The organism is Chondromyces crocatus (assembly GCF_001189295.1).
GTDB classification, from domain to species: domain Bacteria; phylum Myxococcota_A; class Polyangia; order Polyangiales; family Polyangiaceae; genus Chondromyces; species Chondromyces crocatus.
Map to the genome: position 1 here is coordinate 2,674,748 of NZ_CP012159.1, position 16,165 is coordinate 2,690,912.

A 16,165-nucleotide genomic window follows, 5' to 3' on the forward strand; every position below is an offset into this window, starting at 1 on the left:
ATGAAGGCACGGGTGGGCGTTCGTTTTTTGCGTTCGGGGAGAGCTGCTCCAATCTGCCCCGGAGGCTATAGTCCTCACCGATGCGCGCCCTATGCCCTGCCTGCGGCTTTCACCACGAGGTGATCCGGGTTCTGGAAGACGGTCACAGCAACGAGCGTCGCGAGGTGTATCAGGTCGCTCCGCTGGAGACGTGCGATCGGGCATGGCTTTCCGACAAGGAGATCCTGGAGGCCCACGCGCGATTCGGCGAAGACGCGATCATCTCGGACGACGACTCCGATTGAGGCGCAGGTTCGCTGACCGGAACAGCCCCACGCTGGCTGGAGCGTGGCGTTGCTGGCTCGTCGGGTGAGGTGCGTGGAGCGTGGAGCGTGGCGTGAGGGTCCAGACGAGCGTACGCCCGGTCGAAGGCCGCGCTGACGCAGGCCCCGGACCGGGCGCTCACAGGACGTCGACAGCGATCAGGAGGCGTTGCGACCCTGAGAGGCCTGCGCCATCGGCGGCTTGCCAGGCATCGAGGACTCGCTCGTGCCCCGCTGCGTCTCCTGGCCACGGGACTCCATGGAGGTCTCGTTGCGCTTGACGCGGATCTCGTTGCGCACCTCGTTCACGCCGGAGATCGCCTCGGCGAGCTGCTCGATGAGATGCTTGTGGCGCCGCTCGGCGACCGTGCCCGAGAGCGACACCTCGCCGCTCTGCACCTTCACCTCGACGTCGCTGGAGTCGATGATCGGGTGGACCGTGAGCCGATCACAGATCTCCTCGCGAATCCGATCGTCCGAGCGCTTGTAGCCCTTGGGGCCGCGCTTCATGCCCTGCTGCATGCCGAAGCCGCCATTGCCCATGCCGCCCTGGAAGCGACCCTGGTACTCGCTTCCGGGCTGACCCATGGAGCCCATGCGCTCGTGCTCCCATCCCATGTGGCCGATGGGACCCATGTGGCCCATGTGGCCCATGCGGCCCTGCTGATCCCAGCCCATGGAGCCCATGGAGCCCATGCGTTCGCGTTCCCAACCCATCGGGCCCATCCCGCCTTCGGAGCGCCCCTGATGCTCCCAGCCTTGATGGCCCATGTGGCCCTCGTGCTCCCAGCCTTGATGGCCCATGTGACCCATGCCGCCGCCACCTGGTTCGTAGGAGCGACCTTCGCCGCCATAGCCACGCTCGCCATAGCCACGCTCGTTGCCGTACATCCGAGACTCCTGGCCACCGTAGCCACGGCCCATCATGCCTTCGCCGTACATGGGTCTTCGTTCGTGCTCCTCGTCCCAGGCACGCCCGCCGCGGTATCCCATGCGGCCCTCGTCGTGGTGACCGCGCCGCGACTCCCAGCCGTGCTCGCCGCCGAAGCTGCGCTGGTGTCCCTGCTCGAAGCCACGCTGGCCGCGCCCGAAGCCGCCTTGCTCGAAGCCGCGCTGCTGGCCGTAGGGCCCAGGCTCACCGTGGCCGCGCAGGTGACGATCGTAGTCGCGGCTGTACGACACGCGCTGTAGCTCATCGTAATCGCGCCCGGTGCCACGCTCGTGCTCGCGCCCTCCACGAGGGGAGTCCATGTCCCGATCGCCGTACCCGCGATGCTGGCTCGTCTCGTAGTCACGGCCCCCCATGCCACCGCGCCGCTCGTCCTCCCGGCCCCGCCAAGATCGCTCGTCGTGACGCCCCATCCCGTACCGATCCGCCATGGTGCCTTCTCCTCGGTTGTCGCTGGACACTCCGCGCCCCCGCCGCTCGGCGGGGTCGACGTCTTCTGTTCGATGCTCGTGACGCGGGCGCTCCTGCTCCGGTTCGTGGTGCAGGTGCTTCTCCGCCGTCTCACGAGGGTGCGCCGCGATCGCGACGATGCGCGCGGCGTGCTCGCCCTTCTGCGCCTGGGCTGCCAGGTCCGCCACGGTCACGATGCCGACGAGCCGCCGCTCCGCGTCCACGATCGGCAGCCGCCGCACGCGGCGCGACTCCATCATGCGGATGGCCTCGTCGACGTGCTGCTCCTCGTGCCCCACGAGCAGTTCACGGCTCGCGAGCTGGCCCACGGTCGCCCTGGGCATGTCGTAGCCCGCGGAGACGCCTCGGACGACGATGTCGCGGTCCGTCAGCATGCCGATGAGCCGCCCGTCTTCGCATACGGGGAGTGCCCCTACATCGAGGCGCTTCATCCGCTGCGCTGCCTCCTCGACGGTGGTGTCGGGACTGACCCACTCCACCTTCGTCGCCATGACCTCACGCAACCGCATGAACCTTCCCTCCTTGCTTCGTCGCGAGCGATCCGCGCAGACGGCGAGCCGCGCCGCTCGTTCGCCCTTACGTGGGCTCATCCGTAGAACGGAATCCGGGAGAGCTCTCTCGGAGTGATCGCTGTTTCGCTGTCATGATCCCCCGGTAAAAAGGTGTCCGGAGCGCATGGAGGCCGCCGTGGTGTGCGGCGCTCGCATGGCGACGCGCGCGATGCCGCGGTGCCCGCCTCGGCGAGAAGGTTGTGTCCATGCACGAGGAAGAACGGCGCTCGGGCCGTAGGCGCCGTCCGAGACGCGCACGACTGGTGTTTCGACCCCAACTGGGCGATACACGAAGGGCTCTGCAACGCCGTCCGGTGAGCCCCCACGTCGCCATGGATACCCCTCAGCCCTCCTCCTCCGCCGCTGCACCGTCGCCCTCTCGCATCGTGCGCCCGCGCCTCCGGGTGGATGAGATGGCGATCCTCCTTCGACGGACCGCGCCGAGCGGCGTCCGGATGGAGCTACGTCCCGCGCGTCAAGTCACCGCGGCGCAGGAGATCGTCCTCCCCGCCTTCGATGGCTGGGTCGCAGGCGGCGAGCTGCTGGTTCGCTGCGCTGGGGTCTGCGAGGAGCCCTTCAGCGCGGCGCTGGAACTCGATGGTGTCCGGCTGAGCGAGTCCGTGGCGGCCTCGCTGTCCGAAGGGACGCAGAGCGCCGCCGAGCCCGGGCGACGCTCGTTCTCGCTCGAGCTTGCCGTGCCTCTATCGCTTCTGGATCGCGGTCCTGGAGGCGCGCGAACGCTGTCGCTCCTCGTGCGGCACCCGGCGCGCAGCGTGCCGATCGCGCACCTGCGCCTGCCTGCCCTCGCGGCGCCGGGGCCGATGGTCTCGTCGCTCGACCTCCTGGACGTGACGGATGCGCTGCTCGTGGATGCGCCGGAGCGGCGGCTGTTCGATCTCCAGAACCCCGAAGAGGGGCTCTGGGTAGGGACGGGGCGTGTGCGCTTGCGGCTGCTCGCGGCGTGGTCGGAGGCCTCTCCGTCGCACTACTCGCTGGATGGGCGCCCCACGCAGGTGACACACAGGTTTCTCCGGCAGGGGGACGCGACCGACGTGGTGGTCGAAGACCCCGGGCGCCGCGGCGTGCTCGCAGGTCGGTACACGACGACGGAGCTGTCGCTCGACACCTCGAACCCCGACCTGGGACCGATCCCGGAGGAGGGGCGGGATGTGCCGCTCGACGTCGTCGCCCAGCACGCCCTCACGTTCACCGAGCCCGCGGCGCGTCCGGGTGGGCAGCCGCAGCAGCACGCGGTCGTGTGCGCGTGGTCCGCAGAGCTGCCGGTGCGGCTGCGGGACCCGCGGCCGCTGCTGCGCACGTTCCAGCGCCTCTCCGCAGTGGGGATCGACTTCGGGACGACCGCGACCGTGGCCGCGCTGTACCAGAAGGGCTACCGCTCCCTGCTGCGGCTCGGGACGTCGAGCGCGGGGACGGCGAAGCCTGCCGAGAACCCGGCCTACCTGCTGATCGAGGACCACGAGCGGCTCTGGTCGGAGATGGCGCGCGTTCAGACGCCCCCTGAGGGGGGGGCGCCGCTGCGCTTTCCCGACCTCGTGCGGGTCGTGCGTGGCAGCCACGCGGCGTACGAGGCGCTGGCGCATTTCCCCAGCGCCGTGGTCGGTGAGCTGAAGGGGCTCCCCGAGCGCGTGATCGGTCTGGATCAGTCACCGCAGCTCCGGGATCGCGAGCGCCAGCGCGACTTCCTGCTCGACGAGGTGCGGGTCCGGGCGCTGGTCCGCGCTTACGCTTACCTGCTCGGACGCGCCATCAACCGGCCAGGTCAGGACGTGTACCTCCAGTACCGGCTCACCCACCCGGCGAAGTTCGACGAGCGTGCGCGCGCCATTCTGGAGGAAGAGATCCGCCAGGGCCTCCTGCTCAGCATCCCGGAGGGGATTCCCGCCGAGGAGGTGAGCGTCTCGATGAGCGCCAGCGAGCCCGAGGCCTTCGCGGCCGAGGTCTGCCCCGAGCTGGCCGCCCACCCGGCGCTCGAGCCGCTGATCGAGCGCTTCGGCGAGCTGCGGTTCGCCGTATTCGACTTCGGCGGTGGCACACTGGACATCGCCTGCGGTCGCTTCCGCCCCGCCACGTCCGAGGAGCAGGAGCAGCACGGCACCTCCACGGTGATCGAGACCTTGCAGACGGGGGGAGACGATCATCTCGGCGGCGACTACCTGACCCATGAGTTGACGTGGCTCTCGCATCAGAGCGACGTCGCGCTGCGGGAGATGGAGCAGAAGGAGGTGCCGATGATGCGGCCCCAGACCGTCCCGCCCAACAACCTGGCCAACAAGCCGCACCTGTACAAGCGGAGCCTCGCCGCGCGGCAGAACCGCTACCGCTTCGAGCGAGAGCTGAACCTCGAACAGGTGAAGTTCGGCCCCGACATGGCCCCGAGCAAGGCGCCCGGCCTCGTCGCGGCGAGGCTCGACGGCAGCGAGGTCGCGGTGGAGTCGTTCGGCGGCGCGCTGGAGCCGCTCACGGCGGAGCTGCGCGACCACCTGCGCGCCCGGATTCGCGAGGGCGTGAAGCTCATGAAGAACATGCTGGCCATCGCCCCGTTCGGCGCGGTGGACGGGGGGTCATCGGGGCGTGGTGACTTCCTCGATCAGGGCGTGGTGATCCTGCTCGCCGGCAACTCGTCGCGCAGCCGCTACGTGGAGCGCGCGCTCGCCGACGAGCTGGGGATCGCCGACCTCAAGGTGTGGCGGCCCGAGTCGAACGAGCCGTTCTCCCAGGTGGTGCTCTACGAGACGCAGCCACGTACGGAGCGAGGGGTGTCCATCGTGGGCGTGACGCCGAAGACGGCGGTCTCTCTGGGCGCCCTTAAGATCGCCAACCACGAGGTGCTGCTGGTGCGGCGGAGCCAGGGTTTCAGTTACTTCCTCGGCGATCTGCGAGGGTTTCCGCCCAAGTTCAAGGCCATCGTGCCGATGGGGACGAAGGTCAGCGATCCCTCGGTGCTGGGAGAGCACTACATCGATTTCGGACGCTGGGACGCGAAGACCCCGCTGCGGGCGGCGAAGGAGTACGAGCCGAACCGGATGACGTCCAGCGATCCGAGGTTGCTCATGGTCCCCACGGGGCTCCCTCCGGGCGCGGTGGGCCGGCTCTACGTGTGCGTGGCATCGCCCGACGAGGTGGTGCTGCACCTGGAGCGCGAGGGGCAGGAGCCCGCGCGCAGCCTGGTGAGCCTCGCGAAGCTGACGCGGTGAGGGGGACCTGAGCGACCAGCGACGCGGGTGACCACCGGGTAGCGCGATGTCGCAGGTCTGCTCGGCGGGAAGATTTCGTGCTAACTCCCGATCGCGTGACGTGTACCTTGGTAAACCAAGGTTCAGTAGGGTTCGGAGGACTACACGGATGAAGCTCCTGGGACTGAAGCTGGGCTCCCTCGCGTTGCTGCTCGTCTCGACGGGGGTCGGGTGCGGCAGGGGGTACAGCGCCTTCTGCGAGGAAATGATGGACTGCCAGCGCGGGAATGACGCGGACATCGAGGCCTGCATCATCGAGCTGGAGCGGCAGGAGGAGATCGCATCCATCTATGGCTGCGACGATGACTGGGACCGAGCTTTCACCTGCGTGGAAGAAGAGTCCCACTGCCGAGCACGTGTCTACACGCACGACGCTCGCTGCAACCGAGACCTGACGGACGTGAACCTGTGCGTGAACTGAAGCGCGGAGAGACGGTGATGAACAAGCTCAAGGCACTGCTTCTCATGACCATGCTGGGCACGCTCCCGGCAGCCTGTGGTGGGGCCGCTGCGTCTTACTGCGATCTCGTCTGCGACTGTTCGGGCTGCAACGACAACCAGTACGACGAGTGTCTCACGAACACGCAGGCCGCGCTCGACAAGGCCGCGATCTACGACTGTGGCGACGAGTGGGACGATCTCGAAGAGTGTGTCTTCGACGAGTACTCCTGCCGTCGAGGCGATTTCTCTCTGGCGGTCTGCTTTCGGGAGCTTGCCGAGGCCGAGGTCTGTGTCCACGATCGCTCGGACGGTATGGCAAGGCTCTTCTCGGAGTACCCGATCGGCTTCTGATTTGCTTCTCGTCGATCGCGCGGCCGCTTGCCAGAGGCGCGAGGCGGTGACTAGACTGCCCCCCATGGCGGTCCAGTCGTCCGGTGAGTTCGAGATCATCATGAACAACATCGTCATGAGGCTCGATCGCCGTCTGAGCGAGCAACCGAACAACACGTTGCTGGTCCGATCCAAGGGCGTGATGACCGAGTCCATCCAGTGGGCCAGGCAGGGGAAGAAGATCACGCCCGCGCAGCTCAAGTCGTTCACGGATGCGTGCGATCAGATCCGGGACAGCTTCCGCTCCGACACGCCTCTCAGCGACAAGCTCTTCGACCTGCTCGATTTTCTGGAGTACCGCCTGGGCTGAAGTCGGCTCCGTCGCCTCGTTCCCGGTGACGGCGCGGTTCGACTGAATCGCTCCGGCTCGGCAGTCCGGGACGGTGTACTTGGGTCTTCCCGCTTCGGCGTCTCGCGCGTTACCGTGCCCGCGAGGTAAGCCGGCATGTGGAGCCCCGAGAGCCGCAAGCAGAAGGCCGCAGAACTGCGGGCCATCGCTGACAAGATTCTCCGCTATCGCCAGCTCTGCGACAGGTTCGCGAGCTATTTCCCCCCCGAGAGTGACAACGGTCGTCTGCTGCAGCAGCTGCGCGGCAAGCTGGAAAACCTCCGCGGGCGAGCACTCGACCGGGAGAAGCGGCTCGCGAAGGGTGTGGTGAAGATCGGGGTCGTGGGGCTGGAGAAGCAGGGCAAGAGCGCCTTCCTCTCCGCCTGGCTGAAGAGCGAGAAGCTCCTGCCCAGCGAGGCCGAGCGCTGCACCTGGAGCACGACGGTCGTCGAGCCGGGCGAAGAAGGCGAGTTCTCGGCAATCGTCACGTACTACCCCGAGGACGAGTTCAAGGCGCGCATCCAGAGCTACTTCGATGCGCTGGAGCCAGGGAGTGTGGAGCGCTGGCAGGGGCTCTCTCAGGCCGAGATCCAGCGGCTGAAGGGGGCCTTCCGCGAGCGTGAGGGCTACGACGTCGACGATCCGGATCGCGCCGGGCGCCGCGAGCAGGCCGCCCTCTCGGAGCTGACCGAGATCGCCGCCACGCTGGGAGAGATCAAGGCGCGGCTGAACCGCGCGCCGACCAAGATCACTGCATCGACCATCGACGAGCTGGCGGAGCAGATCCGGCCGTACATCGCGCTGAAGGACACGCGGAATGGCAACCGGCCCTATCCCGGCGTGCGCGCGGTGAAGCTGGTGACGGTGACCATCCCGGTGGAAGGCGCGATGCCCGGGGTGGTCCTGATGGATCTGCCGGGCATCGACGCCCCGAGCGACAAGGCACGCCGTGACACGGAGGAGGCGCTGACCCACGAGGTGGACGTGACCATCTTCGTGAAGGACGTGACGCGCCCTTCGCTGGTGCGCACCGAGCTGGATCTCCTGCGCACTGCCCAGTCCGCCGACCGGAGCATCTCGCTCAAGGACCGGATGTTCGTCGTGCTCACCAAGGTGGATCTGTTCGATCACCCCGATGAGAATGGCAACTGGCACTGGGCGCTGGCGGCCCGAAACTTCAAGGAGCAGGGGGTCGACCGCGTGTTCCCCTACTCGAAGGTATGGGTCCACCAGGGCGTGAGCGCAGAGCACCCGGTGGCGCGCCAGGTGATGGACTTCTTCAGCGCGACGCGGCCCGTGAACGGACTGGATCAGCTCAAGGCGGCCATCGAGCGCTACCTGTCCAGCGACGTCGAGGCGCTGGATCGCAAGGTGATGGGTCAGGTCGCGACCGAGTTCAGCGAGATGGAGGCGCAGCTCCGTGGCGCGCTGGTGAGCGTGAAGGACGGCCTCAGCGATCGGGAGTTCGAGCGGCGCTCGGAGCAGACCTTCGATCAGCTCTGGGAGCACGTCCAGGCCGGTGAAGACCCGGTGGGCCTGCTGCCGGAGATCCGACAGCGCCTGAGCGCCTTCATGGATCACGAGATGAGCGAGCCCGAGCGACTCGCCCGCGCCGCGCGCGCGGATGCGCGCATCCAGCAGATCCGCGAGGACCTGTTGCGGCGGCTGACGCCCGCGGAGGCCGAGGCGAAGCGGCGGCAGATGCCGAGTCCGGGCCTGATGAACGAGACCGCCGTCGAGATCGAGATGCGCAAGCAGATGCGCGAGCGCGTGGCCGCCAGGATCGCCGGCCTGGGCGAGGACTTCCGGAACACCGCGCGCGAGAGCGTCGAGAAGATGCTGCGCGAGATGTTCGTGAGCTCGTCCTACGACAGCGGGCGCCTGGATGTGCTCCTGCCCTCGGGGAACCTGCTGATCTCGCGCATCGACGCGCTGGGTCGGGCCGGGCACGTGTCCGAGAGCGTGGTGCGCTACCAGAACAACGAGATGGCGAAGGCCGATGTGGCCTTCGAGGTGCTGTCTCGCTACTTCGCCCGGCAAATCGTGGACATCCTCGATGCCACCGACGCCGGAGACCGGGATCTGCGCGAGCGGGAGATGCGCGGTCTGGAGCAGTTCTTCGGGATGACCATCGCCGACAAGGCGCAAGGCAGCGGCTCCGCGGTGGCGACGGCCCAGAGCAACGCGGCAGCGGCACCAGGCGCTGCTGGCAACCCGGGCATGCTGGGGCAAGTGAAAGCGAAGCTCGGATTCGGCGAGGAGAAGCAGGAGGCCCAGGGCTTCGGCTTCCCGACCGGCGGTCCGGCCATCGCGACTCCGAGGCCCGCGGCACCTGGCCAGGCGACCGCTGCCCCCAGCGCGCCCGGCGTGTCCGCCGCGCCTCCGCTCGCCGCCCCCGTGAATCCGGCAGCAGCACTGCGCGACTGGTCCAAGATGCTCGCTCGGGTGCGGGTCGACGTGGAGCGGATCTGCGACTTCCTGGAAGCGCTCGCGAAGCACCCCCGAGGGCTCCAGAAGTACCACGAGGAGGCTGTGCGCACCGTGCATGACTCGTGGCTGGACCGCGAGGGGGAGCAGTCCCTGCGGCGCTGGGTGCGGAGCGAGTGCACGCGGATCTGGCCGCACCGCTTCGCCGCCCTCGAAGCAGAGAAGGAGCGCGCCCGCGCCGACATCGACGCCCTCGAGGAGCTGTTCGGCGGCGCGCGCCTCGGCGCCTCCCCTGTCGCTCAGACCCAGGGCGTGCCCGCCCACGCGGGAGCATGACGCGTGACGTCGCCGCTCTCCTCGTCCGCCTACGAGCTGACCGCCCTCGCCAGCTATGTGCGGTTCTATCTGGCGGTGAGCCAGAAGATCCTCGCCGCATGGCGAAAGCTCGGCGACGCGCGCGCGGCCATGCAGGTCGCACTGGCACCCTTTGGCGAGCCGCTGTCACCCCTCGAGAGTCAGGCCCTCGCCGAAGCGGCAGAAGCTCCTCCTGACGCCTCTTCCTCGGACGCGCTCCCGGGGACCGAGGGCGCCCCCCTCCCGTACGCACCGGCTGCGCTGGGAGAGCTGTGGCAACCCGAAGACCCCGAGCGCCTGACGGGCCTGACCGACATCTACGAGGTCGTGGGCAGGTTCAGCTTTCAGGGCGTCGACAACGAGAACCTGTCGCGGGTGCAGTCGCTCGTCTCTGCCGCCCGCAACGAGATCGTCCTTCTGCGCGCCCGGCTCGCCGACCTGGCGAGGCTGCCCGAGCTGTCCCAGACCACTGCGACCCGCCTCGGCGAGGCCGAAGCGAGCGCCTCCGAAGCGGCGCAGCGCGAGCGCCTCACCACCTTCGGCCCGCTCGCCGAGATGGTCGTCCTGCGTGCGCGTCAGACCAGCGAAGCCGTGCGCGCCGTCCACTTGCCCGATCTGGGCCACGCCGAGAGCGCCGCCGAGGACTACCGCCGCTACGTCGCGAAGGTCGATCAGGTCTACCAGACCTGCCTCCCCTTCCTCCGCAAGGCCATCGAGGTGCTCTACGAGTTCGTGAGCGCCGAGGTGCCCTCTTCCTGGCCCGAGCGTCTGCCCCTCGTCCCCGAGATCCCCGCCGAGCTTCTTTCTCTCCCCCCCGCCGACGCCCCCGAGCTGGGTCAAGCCGAGGCGCTGCTGCGCTCCCTGGCGGAAGAAGAGCGGGCCCTCGGCCGCGCTCAGACCGAAATCGCCGCCGTCCTGACCCGCGTGGAAGCCGAGATCGCCGCCGCCCTGTCGCGCGACGTGGACACCGAAGCCGAGATCCAGGTGGCCGCCACCGCCCTCGACCACACCGTCGCCGAGGAACAAGCCGCCGCCCTGGAAGGTGCCATCGCCGGCTACGAGCGCCAGAAGGCCGATCGCGTCCACAGCAGCGGCGAGGTGTGGCAACGCCACCGCCGTGTGGAGGCGTCGATCACGACCCTCGAAGAAGAGCTGAAAGGCCGCGCCCAGGAGATCAACGAGGTGCAGGAAGACCTGACCTCGACCCAGAAGAGCGAGCCCGTGCTCTTCGGCAAGGACGAGTGGCGCGCCCGCGTGGCCTCCCTGGAAGCCCGCGTCGCAGAGCTGCGCGGCATCTACAGCCAGCGTCAGAGCATGCTGAACCAGCTCAAGATCGATCTGTCCGCCATCTCGGTGCAGGTGCAGACCGAGAGCGCGCAGATGGCCCTCGTCGAGCGGACCCTCTCCGACGTGCGCGCCAAGCTGGAAGCCCAGCAAGCCACCCTCGCCGAACTCGCCGCCCGCCTGGGCGCCGCCCGTCCCCCTCGCGGCACGACCCCCGTCGACGCCCAGCGCGCCCTCGAAGAGCGGAAGCAGGTGCGCCGCGACCTCGCCGAGCGCGTGGAGCGTCTGCGCGGCGAGAGCCGCCGCCAGAAAGAAGAGAACGTCCGCCTTCTGACCCGCCTCAAGCAGATCGAGCAGGAGCGACAGCACGCCCAAGCCCGTCTGCAGAGCGCTCAGGTCGCCGCGACCCAGGGCCGAGAAGCCGCGCTGCAACGCCTCGCCACCGAGCGGCGCACGGCAGCGCAGCAGCACGTGAGCGAGGTGCTGGGGAGCCTGGAGAAGGCCCTGGGCGGCGTCGAGCCAGCCTTCATCGCTCCTGCCCGCGCGGCCTTGCTGACCCCAGCCGAGACGGGTCCAGCGACCTCCCAGGTCGTCCGCGAGCACGGCGAGAAGGTGGCACCGATCGTCGAGACGCTGCTGCACGAGCTGGATCCAGAGCTGTTGGCCCAGGAGGCTGCGCTGTCACAGATCCAGCGAGAGTTCTGCGACATGGCCGTCGGCGCCTGCAAAGCTGCCTGGGGTTGAGGGCTCCTCGGTCCGTTCGAGGTTCTGCGGGGCCCAGCGCAGCGTGAACGAGGGGGCGCTCGGGGGGGACGGGGCTCGGGTCCTCCCGCCGATTCGCACCTGGTAGGGGGCTCGACTCGGCGGGGAGGTGGGAGGCAAGACCGTGAGGGGTGGGTGATCTGAGGGCCGGTGCTCAGAGTCGGCGGGGCCCCCCCGAACCCCGTCCCCCCCGAGCGCCCCCTCGTCCACGCAGCTTCCCCTCAGAACTCGACGTCCTCGCCACTGAAGGGCCGGGCTTTCCGGGCGTCCAACCTGACGACCGACAGAGCCTCGCCGGATGTGGACGAACAACCATCCACGCTGGCTAAACAGGCGCCGAGCGGGGTGTATCGCTCTGCGGCGTGGGGGGCCCCGTGCGCCGGAGCGCCGGCCCGCAGGTCACCCACCCCTCACAGTCTTGGCTCTTCTCTTCCAGTCACGTCGAGCCTTCTACAAGGCGCGACTCGCACGGGGGAACCACGCCGCAGAGCGATACACCCCGCTCGGTGCCCCTTGGGAGGCGTCAGGGGGACTTGATCGGGGTGACCGTCTCGCCGGCGATCTCGAGGACGGCGGGACGACCGCCGTAGTAGGCCGACATGCCCACGTCGACGCGCCACACGCGCCCATCGCAACCAGGGGCGATGCCCTCCTTGTGGACCGTGTGACCGATGACCATCCGCTTGGCGCCGAGGCCCTCGAGGGCGCGACCGAGCACTTCGCAGTCGTCGGGGCCGAGGTCCTTGCCGCCGTAGCGACGGGTCCACACGGGGCCGTCTTCGGCGAGCACGGCAGCGGGAGGGGAGGCGGATTGACCTTCGAGCCAGGCGGAGGTCTCGCGGTTCATCTTGCCGATGCCGTAGCGAACGTGGGCGGGGAGCACGCCAGCGTGGACGAAGACGGTGTCTCCGACCATCAGGATGACCTTGCGATCGGCGATTTTCCGGGCGTAAGGGCCGCCTGGCATGAAGGCGGCGGCGCGGGCGCGGGCCATGGGGGGCATCATGGAGAGGCGCGGGTGCGACAGGTCGAGGCCGCCGATCCCCTCGAAGTCACGGAAGGCGCCTTCGGTGACGTAGCGCAGGTCGCCCTGTGCGTTCATCAGCTCGTGGTTGCCGTTCAGTGCGTGAACGGCGCCGCCGGCGGCGCGGGCTTCTTCGGCGAGGCGCTCGAACAGATCGAGGATTGCGCGGTCGTGATCGCCGCGATCGACCTGATCGCCGTTCTGCACGAGGGTGAGGGTGCCGCCGATCCAGTGATCCTTGTCGTCGATGGCGCCTGCCAGGCGAAGGGCGGCGCGGGTCGCGGCCAGGTCGCCGTGGAGATCGCCGAGGGCGATCAGGCGGGGGACTGCGGGGAGAGCGAAGGCGCTGCGGTCTTCGGCCGGTGGGGGAGCGGCGGAGGCGGACGACGCTGGTTGCGGGGTGACGCTCGGCTTGGGGGAGGCCGCGGGCGCGCGCCGATCGCTGTCGCAGCCCAGCAAGGCCAGCGCACAGAGCAGGGAAAGGCGTGCTGCGGTGCGGATCAAGACGGGAGCTTCGCGGAGAGGAAGGCGGTGAGCTTGATCAGGTTCTTCTCGTCGCGCCCGAAGGACGGAGCCGCGTAGCTCAGCGACCAGCCGTGGACTTCGTGCAGAAAACTCGACCGGATGGTCTCGTCGCTCAGGATCTCGTCGACGGTGCGGCCGCGGGCGGCGCTCCGGCCCAGGCTCTTCACGTAGTTCACGAGCCGCGGGTAATCCTTGCCGAGCAGCTCGGCGATCAGCTTGGTGTCGCCGGAGAGGCGGGACAGCACGGCGGCGCGTTGACCCGCTTCGGGGCTCGCCTCGAGGGAGAGGGAGGCCGCGACCCGCAGCACGAAGGCGTCGTCGAGGAAGCCGAGGTCTTCGATGCCGTCGGGGATGAGGTCCAGGGACTTGAAGAGGTAATTCAGGCTGCCGGCGACGTGGCGGCGTGCTGGCTCGGCGACCTCTGCGCTGGAGAGCAGCTCGCCGAGTTCCAGGGCATCGGAGGCGAGGGTGCGGAGCCAGTCAGGGAACGTGTCGAGGCAGCGCGTCTGGAACTCGGTCATGGGAATCTCCTGCGGGACGGCGAAGACTAGTCGCACCCGAGCGGCCGCGTCCAGCGAGGGCCGGCTGGGCTGCCCTCCCAGGCGCCCGCTTCGGCGCCGAAGGAGCCTGCTTCAGGGCGGGAGCCTGCTTCAGGGCGGGATTCTGCTTCAGGGGGAGGGGACCTGGGTCGCAGGAGACGTCGTGGGGGAGTGGGCTGGACGCCAGCCGAGCACCCGCAGCGCGTTGAGCGAGAAGATCTTGAGCACGTCCTCGCGAGGCATCCCGCGGGCGCGCAGCTTTCTGGCGAGCGCGGGCAGCGCGGCGGCGTCTTCGAGGCCGGAGGGGACGGTGATCCCGCCATCGTAATCCGAGCCGATGGCCACGTGATCGAGGCCGGCGACCTTCACCATGTGGTCGAGCTGTTTCACCACGTCGTCGAGCGTCGCCTCGCGCTCACCCGTGACGAAGAAGGCGTGGAAGTTCAGGCCGGTGACACCGCCGCTGCGCGCGATCTCGCGGAGCTGCTCGTCGGTCAGGTTGCGCGGATGGGCGGCCACCGCGCGCGCGTTCGAGTGCGTGGCCACGAGGGGGGCGCCGTGTGCGCGGGCGATGGGGACGAGATCGGCGAATGCGGCGTCCGACAGGTGCGAGACGTCGATCAAGGCGCCGTGTGCATAGACCCGCTCGCAGAACTGCTTGCCGAGCTCGGTCAGGCCGTGGCTCACGCGCTTGCCCGTGGCTGCAGCGGAGAGCCGCGTGTTGCTCGCGTGGGCCGGGCTGATGAGGCGCACCCCGCGGTCGATGAAGCGATCGATCTGGGTGATGTCGTCGGCGAAGGCGCCGGCGCCCTCGATGGACAGGAACGTGCTGACCCGGCCCGGGACGGCCTGGCGGGCGTCGAGGGGCAAGAAGGCCGGGGTCTCGCGGACGATGGCCTCGATGGTCGCGAGGATGGCGTCGGCGTCCTCGATGATCGGCCCCGTGGGGCGGGCCTTGTCGGGGATGTAGATCGGCAGGATGATCCCGCCGTAGCCGCCGGCCTTCAGCGTCTTCGGGGTGGCGTGACCCACGGGCAAGCCGGGCGCGCGGCCCTTGAAGTGGACCTGGTACGGGATGTCCACGTGCAGATCGACCACCAGGATCGGGGGCTCGGCCTCTCCGGCCGCACCACCACCGGGCGACACGACGCCCACCGCGAGCAGCGCGACCAGGGCCGCGCCAGCCCGCGTCCCCCGGCGGCTCATCCTGCCACCAGTGCCCCGAGCAAGAAGCCCAGGCCCAGGCCGGCGACTCCCACGACGATCACCACCCACAAGGGAAACCCGGCCGTGGGCTGCGCGCTCGTCGGGCTGATGACCTGCACGACGGGCGGCGCCATCGAGTACCCGTGCGCGCCGGGTGCCATCTGCCCGCTCACGTGCGTCGGTACCGGACCTGCGCCGCTCGGCAGCGTGACCACCGGCTGCGGCGGGACGTAGCTGGGCTGGGCGAGGCCAGGCACGACGGCGGTGGGCGCCACCGACGAGTACCGCTGAGCGTGCGCCTGGACGTGAGCCTGAGCGTGCGCCGCTGCTGGCGACTGCATCGGGATCGGCATCGACGGCCCGCGGTCGAGGGGTGGCGGCGCCATGCTTGCCGGGCGGACCATGGCCAGCAGCGCTTGCGCCATCTCCTCGGCGGACTGGAAGCGTTGCGACGCCTCCTTGGCCAGCGCACGCCGGAAGAAGGGCGCCCAGGCCGACAGATGCGGCGCCACCTGCTCGATGGGGCGCGCATCGTTCGTGAGCACCACCGTGAGCCGCCCGAATTCATTGTCCGCGGGGTACGGCGTCTGGCAGGTGAGCATCTCGTACAGGATGATCCCCATCGACCAGAGATCGCTGCGCGCATCGACGCCCTTCGAGTTCTTGATCTGCTCGGGGCTCATGTAGCCCGGCGTGCCCAGCAGCACGCCCGTCCGCGTCTTCGAGCCCATGCCGCCCGCCGCGTCCATCACCTTCGCGATCCCGAAGTCGAGGACCTTCGCGTGGAGGTTGCCGTGGGGATCGCGGACGAGGAACAGGTTGTCGGGCTTCAGATCGCGGTGAACGATCCCGCGGGCGTGGGCCATCGCGAGCGCCTGGAGCACCTCGACCACGAGCGCCACGGTCTGCTGCGGGGCCATCGGCGTGCCCTGCTCCAGGTACGCACCGAGCGAGGCCCCCTGCAGCAGCTCCATCACCAGGTAGGGCGTCCCGTCCTCCGCGCGCGCGGCCTCCTGTGCGGCGGCGATGTTCGGGTGGGAGAGCGCCTGCATCGCCTGGGCTTCCGTGAAGAAGCGCTGCAGGATCTGCTCGTCCTCCGAGAACTCGGGGTGCAGGATCTTGATGGCGCGCTTGCCCTCGCCCCGAACACCGTCGGCCTCGTAGACCGCGCCCATCCCGCCCTCGCCGACCAGGCGCGCGAGCCGCCAGCGGCTGTTGAGGACAGCGCCTACGAGCTGTTGTGCGGGGCTCGTCGGGTTGAACACGCGGCGCACTGTATCAAAGCTCGTCGAGGCGCACCTAGAGGATCACCTGGAGCCCCCTGGCCGCGACTCGGTGCGGCGAGAGGTGAGCGCCGA

At 69.2% G+C, this 16,165-nt stretch carries 12 protein-coding genes; 7 read left to right on the forward strand and 5 right to left on the reverse strand.

Annotated elements, in window-relative coordinates:
• The first annotated feature begins 80 nt into the window (after nucleotides 1-80).
• Nucleotides 81-284 carry a hypothetical protein gene (locus tag CMC5_RS09950; protein WP_050430177.1) on the forward strand — a complete coding sequence of 68 codons (204 nt, stop codon included), beginning with the start codon at nucleotides 81-83 and terminating at the stop codon, nucleotides 282-284.
• A 177-nt stretch (nucleotides 285-461) separates the two neighbouring features.
• Here CMC5_RS09950 and CMC5_RS09955 read toward each other — a convergent pair whose 3' ends face one another.
• Complete coding sequence (locus CMC5_RS09955) at nucleotides 462-2,231, reverse strand: CBS domain-containing protein (RefSeq protein WP_050430178.1); 1,770 nt, start codon at nucleotides 2,229-2,231, stop codon at nucleotides 462-464.
• Between the two features lie 455 nt (nucleotides 2,232-2,686).
• Between CMC5_RS09955 and CMC5_RS09960 the strand changes: the two genes are divergently transcribed.
• From CMC5_RS09960 to CMC5_RS09985, 6 genes are all read left to right on the forward strand, one after another.
• Nucleotides 2,687-5,488 (forward strand): hypothetical protein, encoded by a 2,802-nt coding sequence (locus tag CMC5_RS09960; RefSeq protein WP_050430179.1) that lies wholly within the window; start codon nucleotides 2,687-2,689, stop codon nucleotides 5,486-5,488.
• A 148-nt stretch (nucleotides 5,489-5,636) separates the two neighbouring features.
• A complete protein-coding gene (locus CMC5_RS09965) occupies nucleotides 5,637-5,948 on the forward strand; it encodes a hypothetical protein (RefSeq protein WP_050430180.1) in 312 nt (103 codons plus the stop codon).
• Nucleotides 5,936-6,319, forward strand: a complete 384-nt coding sequence (locus tag CMC5_RS09970; RefSeq protein ID WP_050430181.1) for a hypothetical protein — start codon at nucleotides 5,936-5,938, stop codon at nucleotides 6,317-6,319. The genes CMC5_RS09965 and CMC5_RS09970 overlap by 13 nt, the downstream gene beginning before the upstream one ends.
• Before the next feature lie 64 nt (nucleotides 6,320-6,383).
• Nucleotides 6,384-6,668, forward strand: a complete 285-nt coding sequence (locus CMC5_RS09975; protein ID WP_050430182.1) for a hypothetical protein — start codon at nucleotides 6,384-6,386, stop codon at nucleotides 6,666-6,668.
• A gap of 135 nt (nucleotides 6,669-6,803) precedes the next feature.
• Entirely contained in the window at nucleotides 6,804-9,449 is a 2,646-nt protein-coding gene (locus CMC5_RS09980; RefSeq protein ID WP_050430183.1) for a dynamin family protein, read from the forward strand.
• A gap of 3 nt (nucleotides 9,450-9,452) precedes the next feature.
• Complete coding sequence (locus CMC5_RS09985) at nucleotides 9,453-11,495, forward strand: coiled-coil domain-containing protein (RefSeq protein WP_050430184.1); 2,043 nt, start codon at nucleotides 9,453-9,455, stop codon at nucleotides 11,493-11,495.
• A 541-nt stretch (nucleotides 11,496-12,036) separates the two neighbouring features.
• Here CMC5_RS09985 and CMC5_RS09990 read toward each other — a convergent pair.
• The 4 genes from CMC5_RS09990 to CMC5_RS10005 all read right to left on the reverse strand — a co-directional run bounded on the left by CMC5_RS09990 (nucleotide 12,037) and on the right by CMC5_RS10005 (nucleotide 16,081).
• Nucleotides 12,037-13,041: a metallophosphoesterase gene (locus CMC5_RS09990; RefSeq protein WP_050430185.1), complete on the reverse strand. Its 1,005-nt coding sequence runs from the start codon at nucleotides 13,039-13,041 to the stop codon at nucleotides 12,037-12,039.
• Nucleotides 13,038-13,583: a YkvA family protein gene (locus CMC5_RS09995; RefSeq protein WP_050430186.1), complete on the reverse strand. Its 546-nt coding sequence runs from the start codon at nucleotides 13,581-13,583 to the stop codon at nucleotides 13,038-13,040. The genes CMC5_RS09990 and CMC5_RS09995 overlap by 4 nt, the downstream gene beginning before the upstream one ends.
• Before the next feature lie 147 nt (nucleotides 13,584-13,730).
• Entirely contained in the window at nucleotides 13,731-14,807 is a 1,077-nt protein-coding gene (locus tag CMC5_RS10000) for a dipeptidase (protein ID WP_082362362.1), read from the reverse strand.
• The gene (locus CMC5_RS10005) at nucleotides 14,804-16,081 is read right to left on the reverse strand and encodes a serine/threonine-protein kinase (RefSeq protein WP_050430187.1); all 1,278 of its coding nucleotides are present in this window, start codon (nucleotides 16,079-16,081) and stop codon (nucleotides 14,804-14,806) included. The genes CMC5_RS10000 and CMC5_RS10005 overlap by 4 nt, the downstream gene beginning before the upstream one ends.
• Nucleotides 16,082-16,165 lie beyond the last annotated feature (84 nt).